Genomic DNA, 14,850 nt, shown 5'->3' with positions numbered 1-14,850 from the left:
TTCCCTCACCACGCTGACGGGCCCGGGGGACGGGATGTGACGGCAGCCTGGTGGACGGGGGGTACGGATGGGACGTCGGTGGAGACGTGCGGTGGGAGTCCGGCGGCGATGAGTTTCGCCGTGGTCTCCGGTCTCCATCCACACACCCGGTCCACCGCACTCGAGGAGAGCACCATGACCACCACCTACACCTTCGACGTCTTCTCCAGCCTCGACGGCTTCGGCGCCGCCGGCGGCAACTGGTCCGGCTACTGGGGCAAGCAGGGCCCCGAGCTCCTCGACCACCGCCTCGGCCTGTATCGCGAGGAGCAGCGGATGGTCTTCGGGGCCAACACGTATCGCGCGTTCGCGCGGATGCTCGCTTCGAGCACCGAGGAGTCCGAGGTGCGTGACCCGTGGGTCACCCGGATGCGGAGCCTGCCGGCCACGGTGGTGTCGACCACCCTGGAAGGACCCCTCGACTGGCCGGACGCGAAGGTCGTCAGCGGCGATGCCGTCGATGTAGTCGCCCGGCTCAAGGAGGAGTCCGAGGTGCCGCTGCGCTCGCACGGGAGCCTGTCGATGAACCGGGCGCTGATGGCCGCCGGGCTGGTCGACCGCGTCCAGGTGACGCTCTTCCCTGTGATCACCGGTCGGACCGGCTTGGACCCGATTTTCCAGGGTGCGGCCGACTTCGACCTGGAGCTGATGGAGAGCCGGACGCTCGACGGCAACATCCAAGAGCTCGTCTACCGGCCCACCCTGCATGCCTGAGCCTGACAGAGAAGAGGCGGCTCGGGGGCGTCGTCCCTCAGGGCGCTATGTCCTTATTGCACGGATAGTCTGTGAAGTGTGATCGAGTCTGGACGGCCGCGGCTCCGTAGCCGCCCCGGCCCGGGAAGGTTTGTGCGGCTGTCGCCGGTCGTCCTGACCGTCGTCATCGCCGGCCTGGCGTACTCCACTCCGCCGGACATGGCCTTCAGCCGCCTTCTGCCCGCGGCGCCGGCCCTCGCCGCCGCCATGTGGCCGGTGCTCCCCACCGTTCTGCTCGGAACGGTCTGCCTCTTTCTGATGATCGGCCTCAGCCTCGTCTTTCCCGATCTGGGAACGTGGTGGACCGCCGCGGGGATCATCGCGGTCACCGTGGCCGCCGCGTACGGCAGCCACGTCCGGCTCCAGCGGGAGCGCACGCTCTTCCAGGTGCGGCTCGTCGCCGACGCCGCGCAGCAGGTGGTGCTGAGCCCCATGCCACGCCGCTTCGGCAGCATCGAGATCGAGTCGCTGTATCTCGCGGCCGCGGCGGAGGCCCGCATCGGCGGGGATTTCTACGAGGTGGTCGACACCCCGTACGGGATCAGGCTGCTCATCGGTGACGTGCGGGGCAAGGGTCTGCCGGCGGTGGGGGCGGCCGCGGCGATCGTCAACGCCTTCCGGGAGGCGGCCTACGGCGAGACCGACATGGTCGACGTGGCACGCAGGCTGGACGCCAGCAGCACCCGCTACAACGCCGCCTTTCCCCCCGAGGGGCCGATGGAGCGCTTCGCCACCGCCCTTCTCGTCGAGATCCCGCATGAGGGCGGACGCATCGACATCCTCAACTGCGGACACCCGCCGCCGCTGCTCCTGAACCGCGGGAAACTCCGCGTCCTCGAGTCGGCCACGCCATCGCCCCTGCTCAGCCTCGCGGAGCTGATCGGCGAGCACTACAACGTCGACACCTTCGACTTCGCCCCCGACGACCTGCTGCTTCTCTATACCGACGGGATCGCCGAGGCGCGCGCCCGCGACGGCGAGTTCTTCCCGCTGGCGGCTTGGATGCGTCGACAGCCCCCGACACCGCCCAGCGAACTGCTCACGGCTCTTCACCGCGATCTCCTCCGCTACAGCCGAGGACGCCTTGAAGACGACGTCGCCGCCCTCGCCGTACGCCTGTGCGGGCCCTGAGGCGCGGAGTCCCGATGAGCGAGGGAGGCTTTGCATAAAACTGCGGCGCTGCGTATAGTCATGCCATCCAGGAGGAGGGTTCCGATGACGGTACGAGCAGCAGTGGCAGGCGCGAGCGGATACGCGGGGGGAGAGCTCCTGCGTCTCCTCCTCGGCCACCCCCAGGTGGAGATCGGCACGCTGACCGGCCACTCCAACGCCGGTCAGCGGCTCGGGGCGCTCCAGCCCCATCTGCTCCCCCTCGCCGACCGCGTCCTCGCGCCGACCACCGCCGAGGAGCTGACCGGCCACGACGTCGTCTTCCTCGCGCTGCCGCACGGCCAGTCCGCCGCCGTCGCCGAGCAGCTCGGGCCCGACGTCCTTGTCGTCGACATGGGCGCCGACTTCCGGCTGAAGGACTCCGCCGACTGGGAGACGTTCTACGGGTCGCCGCACGCCGGGACCTGGCCCTACGGACTTCCCGAGCTGCCCGGCGCCCGCGCCGCGCTGGAGGGGGCCAAGCGCATCGCCGTGCCCGGCTGCTACCCCACGGCCGTCTCCCTCGCGCTCTTCCCCGCGTACGAGAACGGGCTCGCCGAGCCCGAGGCCGTGATCGTCGCCGCCACCGGGACCTCCGGCGCGGGCAAGGCCCTCAAGCCCCACCTGCTCGGCAGCGAGGTCATGGGCTCCATGTCCCCGTACGGCGTCGGCGGCGGCCACCGGCACACGCCCGAGATGATCCAGAACCTCAGCGGCCCGGCCGGTGAGCGGGTCACCGTGTCCTTCACGCCGACCCTCGCCCCCATGTCCCGCGGCATCCTCGCCACCTGCTCCGCCTCGGCGAAGCCGGGGGTGACCGCCGAGGCCGTGCGCGCCGCGTACGAGAAGGCGTTCGCGGACGAGCCGTTCGTGCACCTGCTGCCCGAGGGGCAGTGGCCGGCCACGGCATCCGTCCAGGGTTCCAACGCCGTTCAGGTCCAGGTCGCGTACGACGAGGCCGCGCACCGGATCATCGCGATCAGCGCCATCGACAACCTCACCAAGGGCACCGCCGGCGGCGCGGTGCAGAGCATGAACATCGCCCTCGGGCTCCCCGAGAACACCGGACTTTCCACGATTGGAGTCGCTCCATGAGCGTCACCGCAGCGAAGGGATTCACGGCAGCGGGCATCGCCGCCGGAATCAAGGAGAACGGCAACCCGGACCTGGCCCTCGTGGTCAACAACGGGCCCCGCCGCGCCGCCGCCGGCGTCTTCACCTCCAACCGTGTCAAGGCCGCGCCCGTCCTGTGGTCCCAGCAGGTCCTGACCACCGGCGAGCTGGCGGCCGTGGTGCTCAACTCCGGCGGCGCCAACGCCTGTACGGGCCCGCAGGGCTTCCAGGACACCCATGCCACCGCGGAGAAGGTGGCGGAGCTCCTGGAGGTCGGCGCCGGCGAGGTCGCCGTCGCCTCCACCGGCCTCATCGGCCTCCTCCTGCCCATGGACAAGGTCCTGGCCGGCGTCGAGAAGGCCGTCGGCGAGCTCTCCGAGCACGGCGGCGAGAAGGCCGCCATCGCCATCAAGACCACCGACACCGTCCACAAGACCTCCGTGGTCACGAAGGACGGCTGGACCGTCGGTGGCATGGCCAAGGGCGCGGGCATGCTCGCCCCCGGCCTCGCCACCATGCTCGTCGTCGTCACCACCGACGCCGACGTCGAGAGCAAGGACCTCGACACGGCGCTCCGGCAGGCCACCCGGGTCACCTTCGACCGCGTCGACTCCGACGGCTGCATGTCCACCAACGACACCGTCCTCCTCCTCGCCTCCGGCGCCTCGGGCATCACCCCGGCGTACGAGGAGTTCGCCGAAGCGGTGACGGCCGTCTGCCAGGACCTCGCCCGCCAGCTCATCGGCGACGCCGAGGGCGCCAGCAAGGACATCCGTATCGAGGTGATCAACGCCGCGACCGAGGACGACGCAGTCGAGGTGGGCCGCTCCATCGCCCGCAACAACCTTCTCAAGTGCGCCATCCACGGCGAGGACCCCAACTGGGGCCGGGTGCTCTCCGCCATCGGCACGACCGGCGCCGCCTTCGAACCCGACCGGCTGAACGTCGCCATCAACGGCGTGTGGGTCTGCAAGAACGGCTCGGTCGGCGAGGACCGCGACCTCGTCGACATGCGCTTCCGCGAGGTCACCGTCACCGCCGACCTCGCCGCCGGCGCCGAGTCCGCCGTCATCTGGGCCAACGACCTCACCGCCGACTACGTCCACGAGAACAGCGCGTACTCCTCATGAGCGACTCGACAGACTCCACGGACTCGACGAACCAGACGCGCAGGCACAAGGCCCTGCCCAAGGCGCAGATCCTCATCGAGGCGCTGCCCTGGCTGACCCGCCACAACGGCAAGACGGTCGTCATCAAGTTCGGCGGCAACGCCATGATCGACGAGGAGCTCAAGGCCGCCTTCGCCCAGGACGTCGTCTTCCTGCGCCACGCCGGCCTCAAGCCGGTCGTCGTCCACGGCGGCGGGCCCCAGATCAGCGCCGCGCTCGACCGGCACGGCATCGTGAGCGAGTTCAAGGCCGGCCTGCGCGTCACCACCGAGGACGCCATGGACGTCGTACGGATGGTGCTCGCCGGCCAGGTCCAGCGCGAGCTCGTCGGCCTGCTCAACCAGCACGGCCCGTTCGCCGTCGGCATGACCGGCGAGGACGCCCACACCATCACGGCCACCAAGCACCAGCCGGTCATCGAGGGCGAACAGGTCGACATCGGCCGGGTCGGCGAGATCACCGCCATCGACCCCGGCGCCATCGAAGCACTCCTGGAGGACGGCCGGATCCCGGTCATCTCCTCCATCGCCCGCTCCGAGGACGACGGACATGTCTACAACGTCAATGCTGATACGGCGGCTGCGGCTCTCGCTGCGGCGCTGGGCGCCGAGACCCTGATGGTCCTGACCGACGTCGAGGGCCTCTACGAGGACTGGCCGAACAGCGACGAGGTCATCAGCCGGCTCACCGCGAGCCAACTGGAGAAGCTGCTGCCCGAGCTCTCCAGCGGAATGGTCCCCAAGATGGAGGGCTGCCTGCACGCCGTACGCAACGGGGTCACCACGGCCCGCGTGATCGACGGCCGGGTCCAGCACTCCATCCTGCTGGAGATCTTCACCGACGAGGGCATCGGCACGATGGTCGTGCCCGACAGGACGACGGGGGACGGGAAATGAGCAACGCGGAACTGACCGCGCGGTGGCAGGGCTCGCTGATGGACAACTACGGCACGCCCCGGCTGCCGCTCGTCCGCGGCGAGGGCGCCAAGGTCTGGGACGCCGACGGCACCGAGTACCTCGACTTCGTCGGCGGCATCGCCGTCAACGCCCTCGGCCACGCGCACCCGGCGATCGTCGAGGCCGTCTCGCGGCAGATCGCCTCCCTCGGCCATGTCTCCAATCTCTTCGTCGCCGAACCGCCCGTCGCCCTCGCCGAGCGGCTGCTCCAGCTCTTCGGCCGCCCGGGCCGGGTCTTCTTCTGCAACTCCGGGGCCGAGGCCAACGAAGCCGCCTTCAAGATCGGCCGACTGACCGGCCGGCGGCACATGGTCGCCACCCACGGCGGCTTCCACGGCCGGACCATGGGCGCGCTCGCGCTCACCGGCCAGCCCGGCAAGCAGGCGCCCTTCCTGCCGCTCCCCGGCGACGTCACGCACGTCCCGTACGGGGACGTGGAGGCCCTGAGGGCCGCCGTCACCGAGGACACGGCCCTCGTGATCATCGAGCCGATCCAGGGCGAGATCGGCGTCGTCGTCCCGCCCGTCGGCTACCTCCAGGCCGCCCGCGAGATCACCCGCGCCACCGGCACCCTCCTCGTCCTCGACGAGGTCCAGACGGGTATCGGCCGGACCGGCCACTGGTTCGAGTACCAGGGCCACGACGGCGTCGAGCCCGATCTGGTGACCCTGGCCAAGGGCCTCGGCGGCGGGCTGCCGCTCGGCGCGACCGTCGCCTTCGGCGCGGCGGCCGAGCTGTTCACGCCCGGCCACCACGGCACGACCTTCGGCGGGAACCCGGTCGCCTGCGCCGCCGGTCTCGCGGTCATCGACACCCTCGCGACCGGCGGAACCCTCGACGAGGTCAAGCGGCTGGGCGAGAAGCTGCGGAGCGGAATCGAGGGTCTGGGCCATCCGCTGGTCTCCCATGTCCGTGGTGCGGGCCTCCTGCTGGGTATCGTGCTCACCGAGTCCCTCGCGCCCCAGGTGCAGCGGGCGGCTCAGGACGCCGGTCTTCTGGTGAACGCGCCCGCCCCCGATGTCGTACGGCTCATGCCGGCACTGATCATCGGAGACGCCGAGGTGGACGCGTTCCTGGCAGCGCTTCCCGGCGTCCTCGACGGAGCGGTGAACGGGGAAGAATGAACCGGAGAATGGGACGACGATGACCGACGCGCAGGAAATCGAGCACTGGGGGTCCCCCCGGGCGGAGCCTGGGGGAGGGCCGTCCGTTCCGCAGACCCGCACCGCACGCCACCGCAGGATCGTCGACATCCTCAACCGGCAGCCCGTGCGCTCGCAGAGCCAGCTCGCCAAGCTCCTCGCGGACGACGGGCTGAGCGTCACCCAGGCGACGCTCTCCCGCGACCTCGACGAGCTCGGCGCGGTGAAGATCCGCAACACGGGCGGCGAGCTGATCTACGCCGTGCCCAGCGAGGGCGGTTTCCGCACCCCGCAGGCACCGCTCGGCGAGTCCGCCAAGGAGGAGCGCATGCGGCGCCTCTCCGGCGAACTGCTCATCTCCGCCGAGGCCTCCGCCAACCTGGTGGTCCTGCGGACGCCGCCGGGGGCCGCCCAGTTCCTCGCGTCGGCCATCGACCAGGCCGAACTCCACGCGATCCTCGGCACGATCGCGGGTGACGACACGCTGCTGCTGATCTCCCGCGACCCGGTGGGCGGCCAGGCACTCGCCGACCACCTGCTGCGGCTCGCGCAGAACGACCGCTAGCGAGGGTCGTACCTGCTGATCGCCGTCGGTCCGCTCCGCGTGCCGATGGCGATCCGCGGGTGGCGCGCCGGATCCGCCCCGTCGAGGATCCGGCGCATGGCGCCGGCCGGTACGGGCACCCAACCGGCCGTCGCCCCGCGCCCCTTGACGTGCAGGAAGATCCCGGCGCCGCGTCCGCGCACGGGCCGGTCGAAGCCGACGGCGAGCTGATGTGCCGTCATTCACCCGCCCGTTGTGCGCGGGACAGGAAACGGTAATGGTCGCTCGTTCCCAGGAGTTCATCGTGCGTACCGGCGGTGACGGCCCGTCCACCCTCCAGGACGATGATGACGTCGGCCGCCCGGATGGTGGAGTACCGGTGCGCGATGACCAGCAGGGCGCACTCGCGTGACACGCGACGGATCGAACGGCGCAACGCCTCCTCGCTCACCGCGTCCAGATGAGCCGTCGGCTCGTCGAGCAGCAGGAGCCGTGGCCGCGTGAGCAGCGCACGTGCCAGCGCGATCCGCTGGCGCTCCCCGCCCGACAGCGCGGTGCCGTGCTCTCCGGCCTCCGTGTCCAGGCCGTGCGGCAGCCTGGCCACCAGGTCCGTCAGATGCGCCAGCTCGATCACCCGCGCCAGCTCGTCCGGGCCCGCGTCGGGTGCCGCGTAGAGCAGGTTCTCGCGCAGCGTTCCGTACAGAACGGGCGAGTGCTGCTCCACGAGACCGATGCGCCCGCGGTGCTCCGCCCGGTTCACGGACCGTATGTCCTGGCCGTCGAAGAGCACCCGGCCACGGTCCGGGTCGTAGAAGCGTTCGGTGAGCGCGAAGACCGTGGACTTGCCGGCGCCCGAGCTGCCGATCAGCGCGACATGGCCGTGCGGCGGCACCCGGAGCGAAAGACCGCGCAGCACCGGCCGACGCGGGTCGTACCCGAACCACACGTCCTCGAACTCCAGGACGGGCGTCCCGCCACCGCCACCTCCGGACGGCCGGCGCGCCGCGCGGGCGGTGTCCTCCTCGCCGGGCAGTCCGAGGACCTCGTTGATCCGGCGCAGCGCGCCCATGCCCTGCTCCATGGTGCTCACCGCCTGGAAGAGGGCGCCGACCGGCCCGACCAGATAGAGCATGTAGAGCAGGAACGCCGCCAGATCGGCGACGGAGCCCTCCCGCCCCGCGACCCGTACGCCACCGATGAGGAGCACCACCAGGAACGAGCCGTTGAGCGCGAGGCCGATGGCCGGCGCCACCACCGCGTCGAGCCTGCCCATCCGGACGCCCGCCGTGTACGCCCGCGTGGCCCGCGCCCCGATGCGCTCGCCCTCCCGCCGTTCGGCGCGGCTCGCGCGGACGGTACGGATGGCGCCGAGCGCCCGCTCCAGCTCCGCCGTCATGGCGCCGGTCGCCTCCTGGGCGCGGAACGACGCCGTTTCGATGCCCCGCAGCACCGAGGCGACGGCCAGTGCGCCGAAGGCGATCACGCCGGCCACGATGAGGAAGAGCGTCCAGTCGAGCCAGATCATCAGCGCGATGACGCCGACGAGGCCGATGGCACCAGTCACCGCGTCGGTGAAACCCTGGGCGATCAGCAGTCGCAGCGCGGTGCTGTCGTTGCTGGTGCGCGAGATCAGATCTCCGATGCGGTGCCGGTCGTAGACGGCCATGGGCAGCCGCAGCACATGCTCGACGAGACCGAGCCGGACGCCCAGCACGATGCCTTCGCCCGTACGGGCCAGAACGTACTGGGCGAAGCTCTGGACCAGGGCCTGGGCCAGGAACAAGGACACGAGCAGCGCGACGAGGAACCCGATCGGGCTTCCCGACGCGGTCGACTCGATCACCTTCTTCACCAGCAGGGGCTGGACCAGGCCGAGCACGGAAGCGCCCAGCGTCAGCAGCACGGCGAAGGTCATCCAACGCCGGTGTCCGTACAGCAGGCGGAGGACGTCCCGTGGCCCGGCCCGGGGGGACTCGGATGTCGTGTGCGGGTTCACGGCACGGTCAGCAGGGTCCGGAAGTAGTCCGGCGGGTACTCCTCGCCCACCGGCACCCCCTCCGCCTCCACCCAGGCGTGCGCCCCGAAGGGCGGCAGCCGCCGCGCGCCCACGCACCAGGTGGGCCACTGGCCGTGGATCCGGCACAGCAGGGCCGTCGCCAGGGACCGGGGCAGACACCCCTCCCGCCCGCCGCACGCCAGGCTCACCGTGACCACCGTGTCCCGGGCGGCCCGGGCTTCTTCGACGGTGGCCGGACGGGCGCCCCGGCGGAGCCGGCCCAACACCATCCGGATGCGCCGGGGGCGCTGCCTGGCCAGGAGCCGAGCGGCCCCCACGACGAGCCGGACGAGGATCCGGCGGCGCAGCGGCACCGAGCGCGGGTCGTGGGCGATGGCTTCCGACGTGCTCATGGGGTGTTCTTCTCCGGGCGCCCCCGGTGCAGGCGTTGCCGCATGGAGGACCGTTCCCGTTCGCCGTTCTGCTCGGCCAGACCGGCCGCGCACAGTTCACCCACCAGCTCCCGGACGTCCTGATCCGCGCTGTCGGCGTCCACCTCGTACTCCTGGGTGAGCGTTCGTACGGCATCGGTCGGGGTGCCGCCGTCCAGCAGCGTCCGCAGGACGCTGGCGGCGGTGGGATTGAGGGTCCAATACTGGTCGTGGTCCTCGTCGAGGAGGGTGAGGCCGTAGTCGGTCTCGGCCGTGTACACGCCGTCACGCAGCTTGAACGTCATGAGCGATCTCCCTCAGCCGGGAACGGTGGCGGATTCCCGCGCGCGGAGCCACATCTCGCACGCGGCCGTCTGGTACAGCGCGTCGAAGGACAGGGTCGGGGGCAGCGGCCGGCCGCACACCTCGCGGAACGCGCGCACGTCGATCAGTCCCAACCGGCCCAGCCGGGAGTCCTCGCACAGCGCCAGCAACTCGGCACGGTGCTCCCGCAGCCCCACCTCGACCTCGTGGGACCCTTCGTCCTTGGTACGGCGGGTCAGGCTCTCGCCGGGAACGATGCCGCGCATCGCTTCGACGATGAGCGGCTTGTACCGCCACGGGGTGATCCTGTCCTCGGGCCGCACCGCCAGGCCCGCTTCGATCACCCGGTCGTCGTAGTACGGCGCGGAGAGCGCGAGCCCGAAGCCGCCGACCACCTCGCCCAGCTGCCTCACCGTGCGGGAAATGGCCGCCATACCCGACAGTTCGATGTGCTGTCCACGGCTCTCCGCCAGCGGCTCGGTGGTACGGGCCGCGGTGCGGATCAGTCCTCGCACCGCTTCCACGGCGTCCTCGGTCGCCCACGGTGGCAGCCGCGGCGGTGCTCCCCAGTCGAGTGTGGGCCTGTCCTGCGGGGGCGGCGCGGCGGTGAGCTGGTCGCCGGCCCGGGCGAGCCAAGCCCGGTAGGGACTGTTGTCCCACAGCTGCCGCAGCGTTTCGCGGTACGGCCACGGGCGCTGGGCGGCGAACCCCCGCACGCGCTGCAATGCGAGCCGGGGGTGCGTACGCATCAGGGAGTGCAGGTGCGCGGGCGACCCGGCGAGCAGTTCGTCCCCGCCGAAGCCGGTCAGGTGCAGCGGTGAGCCGCGCGCCGCGGCGAGCCGTGGGATGGCCAGCCACCTGCTGAGAAAGGCGGCGGCGGGGCACGGCTCGTCGAAGCGGGTGTCCACGTCCACCAGACCCTCGTACACCATCGGCAACCGGTCGCCGACGATGACGTGGTGCTCGATGCCACTCAGTCTCTCGACCGTACGGCGGGCCCACGTCACGTCGTCACCCATCGGGTCCCGGCCGTCGGCGGTGTAGGCGACGAGCTCGGCGCTGCCGCGGGCCGCCAGTGAGCACACGGACGTCGAGTCGAGACCGCCCAGGTCGCAGCTCACGAGGGACCGACCGCGCACCCGGGCGTCGACCGCCGCGGACAACGCCTCGCGCAGCGCCGGCGCGCCCTCGGCCATCGGCACCACCGGCTCGGGAGGTGTCCACCAGGGGGCGGTCCGACCCAGGGTGCCTCCCCGGCCGTCGCCCTCGAGTACGAGGTAGTGGCCGGTCGGCACGGCGCTCACTTCCCGCCACACCGGGTTGCCCGCCAGCGGGTACAGCGAGAACGAATCCAGCAGCCGGACGGCCAGGCGCTGCGCGTCGACCTCCGCGTCGAGCAGATCGGCCAGCACGTCCGCCCGGTCGGCGGCCACGGTGGCGCCACCGATCCGGGCGTGGAACACGCGCCGGAGGCCGGTGACGCTGCCCTGGAGGCGCACCTGTCCGGGAACCGAAGCGGCCAGGTGTGAGCTTCCGACCAGGCAGCCGGCCAGCCCGTCGAGGTCGGCGGCCGTCTTCAGGCGGCCGGCTTCGCGGACCAGCCGGTCCGCCGTGACCGCGTGTTCACCCACGACCGCGATCTTCACCTGGCCCGCCTCACCGACCGCCATGGTGCCGGGCGACCAGCGACCGAGCAGCCAGGGGCGCCCCGACGGGTGGCTGATCTCCTGCAGACCCTGGACCGCCTGGACCGCCGCCCGGTCGCGCAGAGCGGCGCTCACCCGGTCCGCGGCGGGGGAGTCGGGGAGCACGACGAGCCAGCCCGGAACCTCGCCGGGGGCAGGAGGACCGACCATGAGATGCCCTTCCTGGACGGAGAGAGGCGGTGGGATCACGCCGGATCCTCACCGCCACCCGGAGAAGTTCCTCAGAAGCTGAACCTGAGGACCAGGAGCTTTTCAGGTCCCCTGGTGGTACCCAGGCCGGTCTTGCGGAAAGAGCCGACCGCGGTCAGTGTCGGACGCTCGTAGACACGCATGTCGTCCTGCCTTTTTCACACGGATGGTGCGGCCGTTGGATGGCGCGGCCATGAGGACGCAGGTCACGTCACCGGTGCGCCGCCTCGTACACGCTCACGCGGAGTCACGTGAAAGATCAGGGATTCCTGCGGAGCTTGCCGCTTCAACTGTCCTAGGCTTCAACCGCCTTGGAGAGCGGGCACATGTTTTTTCTCGCAATTCCAGCCTAGACCTTGTCGGCCGTCTGTGCACGATTCCTTCGCAACGGCAGGGGCAGGCCCGGGAGTCGATTTCCCTGCCGCGCCATTTCCCCGTTGCCATAGGGCCGTTGAGTTGAAGTTCCGACTTTTGGGCGTTCAACGTCCGACGGTCCAGCAGGGCTGGTCCATGCTCCGCCCCCCGTCCGCGACGGCGCCTGTGTGGCCAGATTGACGAATCATGCAGAGCACTGCATACTTATGCCCATCGCCCCCTGCATCCGCCGTAAGGAGAACCCCGTGACCGAGCGCGTCGTACTCGCCTACTCGGGCGGTCTGGACACCTCCGTCGCCATCGGCTGGATCGCCGAGGAGACGGGCGCCGAGGTCATCGCCGTCGCGGTGGACGTCGGCCAGGGTGGCGAGGACCTGGATGTCATCCGCAAGCGCGCGCTCGCCTGCGGGGCGGTCGAGGCCGAGGTCGCGGATGCCAAGGACGAGTTCGCCGACGAGTACTGCCTCCCGGCGATCAAGGCCAACGCCCTCTACATGGACCGGTACCCGCTGGTCTCCGCCCTCTCCCGGCCCGCCATCGTCAAGCACCTCGTCGCCGCCGCCCAGAAGCACGGCGCCGGCATCGTCGCCCACGGCTGCACCGGCAAGGGCAACGACCAGGTGCGGTTCGAGGCCGGTATCCAGGCCCTCGGCCCGGACCTGACGTGCATCGCCCCGGTCCGCGACTACGCCATGACCCGCGACAAGGCCATCGCCTTCGCCGAGAAGGCGAACCTGCCGATCGCGACCAGCAAGAAGTCCCCGTACTCCATCGACCAGAACGTCTTCGGCCGCGCCGTCGAGACCGGATTCCTCGAGGACATCTGGAACGCGCCGATCGAGGACATCTACGAGTACACCCAGAACCCGGCGGCCGCCCGCGAGGCCGACGAGGTCGTCATCTCCTTCAAGGAGGGCGTCCCGGTCGCCGTCGACGGCAGGCCCGTCACCGTCCTCCAGGCGATCCAGCAGCTCAACGAGCGCGCCGGCGTCCAGGGCATCGGCCGGATCGACATGGTCGAGGACCGGCTCGTGGGCATCAAGTCCCGCGAGGTCTACGAGGCTCCCGGCGCGATCGCCCTGATCACCGCCCACCAGGAGCTGGAGAACGTCACCGTCGAGCGCGAGCTGGCCCGCTACAAGCGGCAGGTCGAGCAGCGCTGGGGCGAGCTGGTCTACGACGGTCTCTGGTTCTCCCCGCTCAAGCGCGCCCTGGACGGCTTCATCGACGAGGCCAACCAGCACGTCACCGGTGACATCCGGATGACCCTGCACGGCGGCCGCGCCGTCGTCACCGGCCGGAAGTCCGAGGAGTCGCTGTACGACTTCAACCTCGCCACCTACGACTCGGGCGACACCTTCGACCAGTCCAAGGCCCAGGGCTTCATCGACATCTTCGCCCTCTCGGCGAAGATCGCCGCACGGCGTGACCTCGCGTAAGTCGTCGTCGTTCCACAGCCGCCTCCCGCAACGGTTCCCCATCGGTTCGCCGGCGGGAAGGCGGCCTTGTACCCACCCCTTGAGGAGCAGTAGCTGTGAGCAGCAACAACGGTGACGTCCGGCTCTGGGGCGGCCGTTTCGCCGACGGTCCGGCCGAGGCCCTGGCGAAGCTGTCCGCGTCGGTCCACTTCGACTGGCGCCTGGCGCCGTACGACATCGCCGGTTCCCGTGCCCACGCGCGCGTGCTCCACCAGGCGGGCCTGCTCACCGAGGACGAGCTGACGCGCATGCTGGCCGGCCTCGATCAGCTCGAGACCGATGTCGCGGACGGCTCCTTCGTCGGCACCATCGCCGACGAGGACGTCCACACCGCCCTGGAGCGGGGCCTCCTGGAGCGCCTCGGCCCGGACCTCGGCGGCAAGCTGCGCGCCGGCCGGTCCCGCAACGACCAGGTCGCCACCCTCTTCCGGATGTACCTGCGCGATCACGCCCGGATCATCGGCGGCCTGATCGCCGAGCTCCAGGACGCGCTCGTCGGTCTCGCCGAGGCGCACCCGGACGTCGCCATGCCGGGCCGTACGCACCTCCAGCACGCCCAGCCGGTGCTCTTCGCCCACCACGTCCTCGCCCACGTCCAGTCCCTCTCCCGGGACGCGGAGCGGCTGCGCCAGTGGGACACCCGGACGGCCGTCTCCCCGTACGGCTCCGGCGCCCTGGCCGGCTCCTCCCTCGGGCTCGACCCGGAGGCCGTCGCCAAGGACCTCGGCTTCGAGCGGGGGTCGGTCGGGAACTCGATCGACGGCACGGCCTCACGTGACTTTGTCGCGGAGTTCGCCTTCATCACGGCGATGATCGGGGTGAACCTCTCCCGTATCGCGGAGGAGATCATCATCTGGAACACGAAGGAGTTCTCCTTCGTGACCCTGCACGACGCCTTCTCCACCGGCTCGTCGATCATGCCGCAGAAGAAGAACCCGGACATCGCCGAGCTCGCCCGCGGCAAGTCCGGCCGCCTGATCGGCAACCTCACGGGCCTGCTCGCCACTCTGAAGGCGCTGCCGCTCGCGTACAACCGTGACCTTCAGGAGGACAAGGAGCCCGTCTTCGACTCCTGCGACCAGCTGGAGGTCCTGCTGCCCGCCTTCACCGGCATGATGGCGACCCTCACCGTCAACCGTGAGCGCATGGAGGAACTCGCCCCGGCCGGCTTCTCCCTCGCGACCGACATCGCCGAGTGGCTGGTCAAGCAGGGTGTGCCGTTCCGGGTGGCGCACGAGGTCGCCGGCGAGTGCGTGAAGGTCGCCGAGGCGGAGGGCAAGGAGCTCGACGAGCTCACCGACGACCAGTTCGCGAAGATCTCCGAGCACCTCACCCCCGAGGTCCGCACGGTCCTCGACGTCCCGGGCGCGCTCGCCTCCCGCGACGGCCGCGGCGGTACGGCTCCGTCGGCCGTCGCCGCCCAGCTGGTGGAGGTCAAGGCCGACCTGGTGATCCAGCACGCCTGGGCCACCGCCAAGCAGTAGCC

General features: G+C 70.8%; 14 protein-coding genes and 1 pseudogene. 9 read left to right on the top strand and 6 right to left on the bottom strand.

Annotated features, from left to right (window positions below):
- The first annotated feature begins 174 nt into the window (after nt 1–174).
- The 7 genes from ACFYV5_RS23480 (at nt 175) to ACFYV5_RS23450 (ending at nt 6,886) form a co-directional block, all read left to right on the top strand.
- Nucleotides 175–753, top strand: a complete 579-nt coding sequence (locus ACFYV5_RS23480; protein ID WP_389171461.1) for a dihydrofolate reductase family protein — start codon at nt 175–177, stop codon at nt 751–753.
- A 132-nt stretch (nt 754–885) separates the two neighbouring features.
- Complete coding sequence (locus ACFYV5_RS23475; protein WP_355111896.1) at nt 886–1,923, top strand: PP2C family protein-serine/threonine phosphatase; 1,038 nt, start codon at nt 886–888, stop codon at nt 1,921–1,923.
- Between the two features lie 84 nt (nt 1,924–2,007).
- Nucleotides 2,008–3,036 (top strand): N-acetyl-gamma-glutamyl-phosphate reductase, encoded by a 1,029-nt coding sequence (gene argC / locus ACFYV5_RS23470; RefSeq protein ID WP_389171458.1) that lies wholly within the window; start codon nt 2,008–2,010, stop codon nt 3,034–3,036.
- Entirely contained in the window at nt 3,033–4,184 is a 1,152-nt protein-coding gene (argJ, locus tag ACFYV5_RS23465; RefSeq protein WP_389171455.1) for a bifunctional glutamate N-acetyltransferase/amino-acid acetyltransferase ArgJ, read from the top strand. Before argC ends, argJ begins: the two co-directional genes overlap by 4 nt.
- Complete coding sequence (gene argB, locus ACFYV5_RS23460; RefSeq protein WP_389171452.1) at nt 4,181–5,119, top strand: acetylglutamate kinase; 939 nt, start codon at nt 4,181–4,183, stop codon at nt 5,117–5,119. Before argJ ends, argB begins: the two co-directional genes overlap by 4 nt.
- Nucleotides 5,116–6,303: an acetylornithine transaminase gene (locus ACFYV5_RS23455; RefSeq protein ID WP_389171449.1), complete on the top strand. Its 1,188-nt coding sequence runs from the start codon at nt 5,116–5,118 to the stop codon at nt 6,301–6,303. The genes argB and ACFYV5_RS23455 overlap by 4 nt, the downstream gene beginning before the upstream one ends.
- A 19-nt stretch (nt 6,304–6,322) precedes the next feature.
- Nucleotides 6,323–6,886, top strand: coding sequence for an arginine repressor (locus tag ACFYV5_RS23450; RefSeq protein WP_355111886.1), 564 nt, complete (start codon nt 6,323–6,325; stop codon nt 6,884–6,886).
- Here ACFYV5_RS23450 and ACFYV5_RS23445 read toward each other — a convergent pair.
- The 6 genes and pseudogenes from ACFYV5_RS23445 to ACFYV5_RS23420 all read right to left on the bottom strand — a co-directional run.
- Nucleotides 6,883–7,101: pseudogene (locus ACFYV5_RS23445) on the bottom strand (hypothetical protein); the annotation flags it as partial. The gene ACFYV5_RS23450 and the pseudogene ACFYV5_RS23445 sit on opposite strands and share 4 nt — an antisense overlap.
- Nucleotides 7,102–7,103: 2 nt before the next feature.
- A complete protein-coding gene (locus ACFYV5_RS23440) occupies nt 7,104–8,780 on the bottom strand; it encodes an ABC transporter ATP-binding protein (RefSeq protein WP_389171446.1) in 1,677 nt (558 codons plus the stop codon).
- 77 nt (nt 8,781–8,857) lie between these two features.
- Nucleotides 8,858–9,274 carry a lasso peptide biosynthesis B2 protein gene (locus ACFYV5_RS23435; protein WP_355111882.1) on the bottom strand — a complete coding sequence of 139 codons (417 nt, stop codon included), beginning with the start codon at nt 9,272–9,274 and terminating at the stop codon, nt 8,858–8,860.
- Nucleotides 9,271–9,597 carry a lasso peptide biosynthesis PqqD family chaperone gene (locus tag ACFYV5_RS23430; protein WP_355111880.1) on the bottom strand — a complete coding sequence of 109 codons (327 nt, stop codon included), beginning with the start codon at nt 9,595–9,597 and terminating at the stop codon, nt 9,271–9,273. The genes ACFYV5_RS23435 and ACFYV5_RS23430 overlap by 4 nt, the downstream gene beginning before the upstream one ends.
- Before the next feature lie 12 nt (nt 9,598–9,609).
- A complete protein-coding gene (locus tag ACFYV5_RS23425) occupies nt 9,610–11,472 on the bottom strand; it encodes a lasso peptide isopeptide bond-forming cyclase (RefSeq protein WP_389171957.1) in 1,863 nt (620 codons plus the stop codon).
- Nucleotides 11,473–11,543: 71 nt separating this feature from the next.
- Nucleotides 11,544–11,654 (bottom strand): keywimysin-related RiPP, encoded by a 111-nt coding sequence (locus ACFYV5_RS23420; RefSeq protein ID WP_355111878.1) that lies wholly within the window; start codon nt 11,652–11,654, stop codon nt 11,544–11,546.
- 477 nt (nt 11,655–12,131) lie between these two features.
- On the opposite strand from ACFYV5_RS23420, the gene ACFYV5_RS23415 reads away from it, so the two are divergent.
- Entirely contained in the window at nt 12,132–13,325 is a 1,194-nt protein-coding gene (locus ACFYV5_RS23415) for an argininosuccinate synthase (protein WP_389171441.1), read from the top strand.
- Nucleotides 13,326–13,420: 95 nt separating this feature from the next.
- The gene (gene argH / locus ACFYV5_RS23410) at nt 13,421–14,848 is read left to right on the top strand and encodes an argininosuccinate lyase (protein WP_389171438.1); all 1,428 of its coding nucleotides are present in this window, start codon (nt 13,421–13,423) and stop codon (nt 14,846–14,848) included.
- The last annotated feature ends 2 nt before the right edge of the window (nt 14,849–14,850 follow it).

The organism is Streptomyces sp. NPDC003035 (assembly GCF_042888285.1).
Classification (GTDB): domain Bacteria; phylum Actinomycetota; class Actinomycetes; order Streptomycetales; family Streptomycetaceae; genus Streptomyces.
Note: the sequence above shows the minus strand (reverse complement) of the source record. Positions and strands in the feature narration are given on the sequence as shown.

Bases quoted from the DNA above. Each gene is read 5' to 3' on its own strand.
- ACFYV5_RS23450 (WP_355111886.1), top strand. From the start codon at position 6,323: ATGACCGACGCGCAGGAAATCGAGCACTGGGGGTCCCCCCGGGCGGAG.
- ACFYV5_RS23420 (WP_355111878.1), bottom strand. From the start codon at position 11,654: ATGCGTGTCTACGAGCGTCCGACACTGACCGCGGTCGGCTCTTTCCGC.
- ACFYV5_RS23430 (WP_355111880.1), bottom strand. From the start codon at position 9,597: ATGACGTTCAAGCTGCGTGACGGCGTGTACACGGCCGAGACCGACTAC.
- ACFYV5_RS23435 (WP_355111882.1), bottom strand. From the start codon at position 9,274: ATGAGCACGTCGGAAGCCATCGCCCACGACCCGCGCTCGGTGCCGCTG.
- ACFYV5_RS23480 (WP_389171461.1), top strand. From the start codon at position 175: ATGACCACCACCTACACCTTCGACGTCTTCTCCAGCCTCGACGGCTTC.
- argB (WP_389171452.1), top strand. From the start codon at position 4,181: ATGAGCGACTCGACAGACTCCACGGACTCGACGAACCAGACGCGCAGG.
- argC (WP_389171458.1), top strand. From the start codon at position 2,008: ATGACGGTACGAGCAGCAGTGGCAGGCGCGAGCGGATACGCGGGGGGA.
- argJ (WP_389171455.1), top strand. From the start codon at position 3,033: ATGAGCGTCACCGCAGCGAAGGGATTCACGGCAGCGGGCATCGCCGCC.
- ACFYV5_RS23440 (WP_389171446.1), bottom strand. From the start codon at position 8,780: ATGACCTTCGCCGTGCTGCTGACGCTGGGCGCTTCCGTGCTCGGCCTG.
- ACFYV5_RS23455 (WP_389171449.1), top strand. From the start codon at position 5,116: ATGAGCAACGCGGAACTGACCGCGCGGTGGCAGGGCTCGCTGATGGAC.
- ACFYV5_RS23425 (WP_389171957.1), bottom strand. From the start codon at position 11,472: ATGGTCGGTCCTCCTGCCCCCGGCGAGGTTCCGGGCTGGCTCGTCGTG.